Below are 6,903 nucleotides of genomic sequence, written 5' to 3'. Positions count from 1 at the left end.
CTCTTAATCAGGGTGTCCAGGGTTCGAGCCCCTGATCGCGCATTTGCGGGTACCGTTTCTGTAGTGCAACTACGGGGATGGTGCTTTTTTTGTGCGTAAGCAATGAGTCCACATGCACCAAAAAAGGAACAGGTTCTAGAGAAAGCTTGCTTTCAGAAAGAACCTGTTCCTTTTTTGGTGATGCGGCGAATGCCGCATCAGTGAGATGTAGCGAAGCGGAATCGAACTGTATGTGAACTCATTGCGTTAGAAAAGAAGCGAATGCCGCATCAGATTCTCCCATACTTAGCAAGAATACCCAGCAATTTATTGATAGCAATCGGTTTAGACATATAATCATTCATTCTGACATCAATACTTCCATTCATTAGATTAACTAATTCCTTACCAATAGAAAGTCCTAATCCATATCCGTATTTAATAAATCAGCGTAATACACAGAAGTATAGTCTCTGCAAAGAACTTCTAAAAATTGACGTTCCTGTTCTAGAGCAGAGATACTTTAATTTAAGGTAGTTTGTAAGTTTTTTTCTGCCATAAGGGTAAAAATCACTTCCTAAAACACTATTTTTATACGTTTCATAAATTTATATGTATATTAAAATATATAATATTTAAATAAATTTATATGATAATACTGCAAAAATGGCATGTCAATTAAGTTATGGGAGGGTTTAAATAAAAAAATAACTTCAAAATGTACAATTGAAGTTGAATTTGTTATAATAAAAAATTGAGTAAAATAATTGGAGGATAAAATTATGGATATGAACATTGTTTGTTTGGATTTAGAGGGAGTTTTAGTTCCTGAAATATGGATTGCATTTGCAGAGGAGACAGGAATTCCTGAACTTAAGAGAACAACAAGAGATGAGCCTGATTACGATAAACTTATGAAATATAGAATTAACATTCTTAAAGAACATGGATTAGGTCTTAAAGAAATACAGGATACAATTGCAAAGATTGATCCTATGCCAGGTGCTAAGGAATTTTTAGATGAACTTAGAGCAATGACTCAGGTAATTATTATAAGTGATACATTTACACAGTTTGCAGGTCCTTTAATGAAAAAATTAGGATATCCTACAATTTTCTGTAATTCATTAGAAGTTGCTGAAGATGGTGAAATCACAGGATTTAAGATGAGAATTGAAAATTCAAAACTTACAACAGTTAAAGCGTTACAGTCAATCGGATATCAGACAATTGCCAGCGGTGATAGTCACAACGACCTTGGAATGATTAAAGCAAGTAAAGCGGGATTTTTATTTAGAAGTACAGAGGAAATAAAGAAAGAATATCCTGAACTTCCTGCATTTGAAACATATGATGAATTAATGGATGCAATTAAGAAGGCATTATAGACAAACAAAAACCACATCAATTTGATGTGGTTTTTGTTTGTCTATATAATATTTAGTTAAAAGATTTATAGTAAATTGAAATTCCTGAGTCCTGATACAAAAATGAAATTAATACATCTTTAGTTCTCCACCAGGATTCTTTGTATCCATTTGAATATTCTCTGCTGTAAGTAGCAGGACCAAATTGGGACGAAGCATCAGCGATAATTGAATCATAAGCTGAAGCATCTAACTTTCCATATTGCCAGCGAACTTCTATAAGTTTGTTATCTTTAAATACATAAACTAAAGATGCGGAAGCGTCGGAAACATTAGCTACAGTTCCGAATGCTGTAGGGTCATTTTTACCATTAAATGAATATGTAAGATAAGTATATCCATCAACTGATGATGAATCATCTGGATTATCTAAAGTATCATCGGACTTACTCTCTAATGCTTTGATTTCATCCATGGATGATGCAAAACTAATGTTTCTAAAATTAATTTCTGAATCCGCAATTTCTGTCTGGTCACCGCTTTCATTCTGAACAACAACAGGTGGAACAGTAGTGCCGGAGTAACTTGAACTTGCAGCGATTGTTCCTGAAGTTGATGATGACTCGTTTTTATTTCGGGAACATTGAACAACAAAGAAAATTAAAACTATAGCTAAAAGTGCAATAGTAATAATTTCAGCAATATGCTTGTTAGAAGAAGTGTTATTGTTAGAATTGTTTGTTGAAATATTGTCAGATGAAACATCTGAATATTTATTATCGTTGTTATTATTATCGGACATAAAACCCTCCTTAAGTAAAAAAATCTATTTTAATAATAGTAAATAAATTAAAAAATCACAATAGAAAATTAATATCTCATATGATTATTTACAAAAATATACATAAAATCGCTTAATAAAAGAAAAATATTAATAAATATCAATAAAAACATTGAAAATATACTTTATATATTTTAGAAATTTGATATAATTTAACACGTAGTACCTAATACTTGATTTTACGAAGAATCGTAAAATAGAACCACTCCTAGGGTTCATAAGTATACTAACATATTTTTCAGTCCGGAACGGTTAAGGCAAGGGGGCCCTAACCGTTCTTTACGTTTATAAGAAAAAAGATATAATAGTACAAAATTATAATTAAGAGGTGGTGGACAAAATGAAGGGATGGCTTGTAGTTAACGGATATTTAAATAGTGATAAATTTAATGAAATATACCAATGGCTTGTAATTGCAGCAAAAAAACAGAATTGTGAATTGAAAATAATGACTAATGACAGGTTGCTATCAATTCTTGGAATAGAAAGTGGGAAAGTAGATTGGAATAACAAGCCGGATTTTGTAATATTTTGGGATAAGGATTACAAATTAGCAAGATTATTGGAAAAAACAGGATTAAAAGTATTCAATAATGCAAGGGCAATTGAGGTTTGCGACGATAAAGCATTAACATTTATTGCTTTAAAAAATGAAGAGATAAAGATGCCAAAAACATTCATGTCACCAATGACATTTGAAAAAGAATATTCAGATTATGCATTTTTAATGCAGGTTGAAGGAAGCCTAGGATTTCCGTTCATAATAAAAGCAAATAAAGGCTCGTTTGGAGCACAGGTGTATAAAGTTAACAATCATCAGGAAGCCATAGATACAATAAAAAAAATAGATGGAAATGAATTCATAATGCAGGAATTTGTAAAAAGTTCAGTAGGTAAGGATTTGAGATTAAATGTAGTTGGAAATAAAGTAGTCGCGACAATGAAGCGTTTAAACGAGGATGATTTTAGAGCGAATATAACCAATGGTGGAAAAATGGAACAGTATAATCCAACACAAAAACAACAGGATATGGCATTAAACGTGTGCAGGGCACTGGGATTAGATTTTGCAGGAGTTGATTTGATGTTTGGAGAAAATGATGAACCGATTTTTTGCGAAGTGAATTCCAATGCACACTTTAAGAATATATGTGATTGCACAGGCATAAATGTTGCTGATACAATTATTGAATATGTTATAGATAAGTGCAAATTATAATACAAAGTCTGGTTTGGAGTTGTTAATTATGACAGGTTACATGATTTATGAAAAAAACGATGCACAGAAAAATAAAATGTATGTTGAAATGCATAAAGAAGCCTTTGCAGATTTTGGTGTAGATATAAAACTAGTACTGACAGATAAAATTTATAAAGAACATAAAATGGAGTTAGGAAAACCTGATTTTGTAATAAACAGAAGCAGGGATTATATAATTTCAAAAGAGTATGAAAAAATCGGAATCAGGGTATTCAATTCGTCTGAAGTAACAAGAATTGCAAACAATAAAGGCTTAACATATAAATTCCTAAAGGGAAAAGTACCATTTATGCCAACGGAATATGAAAAACTAATGTTAATAAGTGGTGTAAATGTTAATAACAATTTGATTTCATATCCTTATGTGTTAAAAAGTTGTAGTGGTCATGGTGGAAGTCAGGTATTTATGATTAATTCAAATGACGATGAAGAGATTGCAATTAAAAAAATTGAAAATGATAAATTTGTAAAACAACAATGCTGTACAGATTTAGGAAAAGATGTAAGAGTATATATAATAGGGAATAAAGTGGTGGCAGCAGTTTTAAGAACCTCAGAAAAAAGCTTTAAAAGTAATTATAGCCTGGGCGGAAATGTTTCTTTATATGATTTAAATGAGACTGAAAGAAAATATGTAGACACAATTACACAAATGTTACCAATGGATTTTGCTGCAATAGATTTTATATTTAACAATGGGCAGGCTGCATTTAATGAAATAGAAGATGCAGCCGGTGCCAGAATGTTATATAGCATATCTGATATAGATATCGTAAAAATGCAGGTTGAATATATGATGAAAGAATTAAAGAAGTCATGCATTGCCAAAAATTAATATGGCAAATCAGCTTTTCCTTTCATAAATTTAATAACTTTTTTCTTTTGTGCCTTATTAGTTATAATGTCAGGCTGCCAGTTATTTGTGTCGCCTGTGTATACATAACAGGGAATAATTTTACCGGACTGATTAGATAAAACTCCATCGGTTATTGTAAGCTTATGTGTGTAAATAATTGTCCTGTTTTCAGGATGCCTGTTACCACCGAAAATAAAATTACCAAGAGAGTAAATAATTGTAACTCCTTTATATTTTTCCATTGGCTGCAACACGTGAGGATGGTCGCCCATTATCAAATCAGCTCCGGCATTGATTAAATCGTGGCAGGCCTGTTTTTTCCATGATTCAGGTACATGTATAGCTTCTTCTCCTCCGTGAAAATATATAATCTGGTAATCAGAATTTTCTGATGCTTCTGTAAGCAGTTCTTTAATTGAATCTACAGCGTAAGAGTTGTACATAGATACACAAAGAATTGCAATATTAAATCCATTTTTTGAAAAATAAATATTAGAGCCTTCTTCGCCCCATTTTACATTGGCTGCATCAAGTGCGGCCTTAGTATCAGAATGTCCCTGCTCGCCATAGTCATTAATGTGATTATTTGAAATCGAAACACCGTCAATTCCGCCGGCAGAAAGAATTGCGGCATTTTTTGCAGCAGATTTAAACCAAAAAGCTCTCATTCCGGGGTCAGCATATTGTCCCTTATCACGTACTTTTAAATTCTTGCTATCTGAATAAACATTTTCGCAATCAGCCATTGTAAAATCGTCATTAAGGAAAATGTTACTGACTTTAGAAAGAAAATATTTAGGCTTCTTTTCATCAGCAACGTCATTAAAACAATTTGCATAATATGTATTTTCATCTGTTGCGCAAAGACAATCTCCAATAAAACTTAAATCAATTGTAAAAGTATTGGTTGTTGTTGGCTCTTCAGTAGTAGATTCGGCTAAATTATTAGAAGGTTCATTGGAAACATCAGTGCTATAAGCAGGTTCTGTATGTTTAGGTTCCAGTAATTTTACAGTGCCAGATATTACTGCAACAATAATTAATATTGAAAGTGCACAACCTAAAATAAATTGCTTTTTATTCATAAATCCTCCGTATTTATAGTGTAAAATAAAATATAACATATTAAAATCTTCTGATTTTGAACAAATGAAAACGATAGTATTATATTTTATTTTAAATTTTATGTTTACACGTTAAATATAAACGAATACATATTATTTTACAACTTAACATTTCCTTAAGAAATATTCGTTTTAATGACAAAAGATAGCCTGTGTGCTATAATCACGAATGATAAAAATCATTTCAAACGGAGGGATAACGAAATGGAAAAAGAAGTTAAAGTATCGGTAATTGTGCCGGTGTATAATTCAGAAGCCTTTATTAGACAGACTGCAGAATATATTTTAGGACAATCTCTTAAAGATATAGAAATAATATTTGTAGATGATGGTTCTACTGACAAAACAAGAGAGATTCTTGAAGAAATAAGTAAGACAGATGATAGAGTTAAAGTATTGCATCAGCAAAACAGTTTTGCAGGTGCTGCAAGAAATTACGGATTCAGAGAATCATCAGGAAAATATTTAGTATTTTGGGATGCAGATGATATTTTTCTTCCGGAAGCGTTGGAAAAAATGTATGACAAAATAGTAGAAGACGATGCGGATATATGTATTTGCCCGGCTGATTACTATGATAATGAAACCAGCAAGATTTTGAAGAATAATGTATACATTAAATATGATATGATTCCTGAAAAAACTCCGTTTTTTAAAGAGGATGTTGAAGATGTATTGTTTAATTTTTCAACAAATGTTCCATGGAATAAAATGTTTAAAAGGGAATTAATTACTGATAATAATCTTGAATTTCAGCAGATACAAAGGGCGAATGATAACTATTTTGTAATGACAGCTTTTTTCTATGCAAACACATTTACTTACATTAAAGAAAGCGTAATTCAGTATAGAATTAATTTATCAACAAGCCTTATTGGTGGAAATTCTAAGACCCCATTATGTGTATATGAGGCTTATAAAAAAACTTATGATAGAATTAAAGATGAAGCAGGATTTGATAAAGTAAGACAGAGTTTTCTTAACAAGGCAATGCGTGCATGCTTTTATTTCTTAAGTGTTCAGACTAAATTTGAATCATATGAAGTACTTTACAATAAGTATAAAAATGAAGTGTTTAAGGAATGGAATTATCCTGAAGATAAAGAGTTTTATTATAATGAAAAAGATTATAACAGATATCAGAGAATGAAGGAAAGTACAGCAATAGAATTTATGGTGTGCGAGTATCAGGGGGCAATAAATGAAGTTAGAAAATTAAAGAATTCAAGATATCAGCTAAGATTGAAAAATGACAGACTTAAAGATAAAAATGACAGACTAAGGGAAAAGAATGAAAAATTAAAGATTGCAAAAGAAAATTTGAAAGCTCAGGTTTCAAGACTCAAAGCTAGAATTGCAGAAATTGAAAATAGTACGAGTTTTAAAATTGGAAAAGCAATTACTTATTTACCAGGCTTAATAAAGAAAGCCATAAAAGGTAAAAAGTAAAATATAAAATAATAAAAAATAAGAGA

At 31.1% G+C, this 6,903-nt stretch carries 6 protein-coding genes and 1 tRNA gene (1 of these 7 cut by a window edge); 5 read left to right on the top strand and 2 right to left on the bottom strand.

Annotated features, from left to right (window positions below):
* Together ABMA45_RS04865 and thrH are read left to right on the top strand one after the other, a co-directional pair.
* A tRNA-OTHER gene (locus ABMA45_RS04865) sits at positions 1-42 on the top strand (it extends 60 nt beyond the left edge of the window).
* 725 nt (positions 43-767) lie between these two features.
* Positions 768-1,367 (top strand): bifunctional phosphoserine phosphatase/homoserine phosphotransferase ThrH, encoded by a 600-nt coding sequence (gene thrH / locus ABMA45_RS04860; protein ID WP_118565787.1) that lies wholly within the window; start codon positions 768-770, stop codon positions 1,365-1,367.
* A gap of 52 nt (positions 1,368-1,419) precedes the next feature.
* On the opposite strand, the gene ABMA45_RS04855 is transcribed toward thrH, so the two are convergent.
* Positions 1,420-2,148 carry a hypothetical protein gene (locus tag ABMA45_RS04855; RefSeq protein WP_022088763.1) on the bottom strand — a complete coding sequence of 243 codons (729 nt, stop codon included), beginning with the start codon at positions 2,146-2,148 and terminating at the stop codon, positions 1,420-1,422.
* Positions 2,149-2,527: 379 nt separating this feature from the next.
* On the opposite strand from ABMA45_RS04855, the gene ABMA45_RS04850 reads away from it, so the two are divergent.
* Positions 2,528-3,406 carry an ATP-grasp domain-containing protein gene (locus ABMA45_RS04850; protein ID WP_022088762.1) on the top strand — a complete coding sequence of 293 codons (879 nt, stop codon included), beginning with the start codon at positions 2,528-2,530 and terminating at the stop codon, positions 3,404-3,406.
* Between the two features lie 28 nt (positions 3,407-3,434).
* On the top strand, positions 3,435-4,283 hold the full coding sequence (locus ABMA45_RS04845; RefSeq protein WP_022088761.1) for an ATP-grasp domain-containing protein: 849 nt from the start codon (positions 3,435-3,437) through the stop codon (positions 4,281-4,283).
* On the opposite strand, the gene ABMA45_RS04840 is transcribed toward ABMA45_RS04845, so the two are convergent.
* A complete protein-coding gene (locus ABMA45_RS04840) occupies positions 4,280-5,389 on the bottom strand; it encodes a CapA family protein (protein ID WP_022088760.1) in 1,110 nt (369 codons plus the stop codon). The genes ABMA45_RS04845 and ABMA45_RS04840 overlap by 4 nt on opposite strands.
* Before the next feature lie 243 nt (positions 5,390-5,632).
* Here ABMA45_RS04840 and ABMA45_RS04835 point away from each other — a divergent pair, with 243 nt between their 5' ends.
* Positions 5,633-6,877 carry a glycosyltransferase family 2 protein gene (locus ABMA45_RS04835; protein ID WP_022088759.1) on the top strand — a complete coding sequence of 415 codons (1,245 nt, stop codon included), beginning with the start codon at positions 5,633-5,635 and terminating at the stop codon, positions 6,875-6,877.
* The last annotated feature ends 26 nt before the right edge of the window (positions 6,878-6,903 follow it).

The sequence above is a fragment of the Eubacterium sp. CAG:156 genome, from assembly GCF_000434315.1.
Taxonomy (GTDB): Bacteria; Bacillota; Clostridia; order Lachnospirales; family Lachnospiraceae; genus Eubacterium_U; species Eubacterium_U album.
Note: the sequence above shows the minus strand (reverse complement) of the source record. Positions and strands in the feature narration are given on the sequence as shown.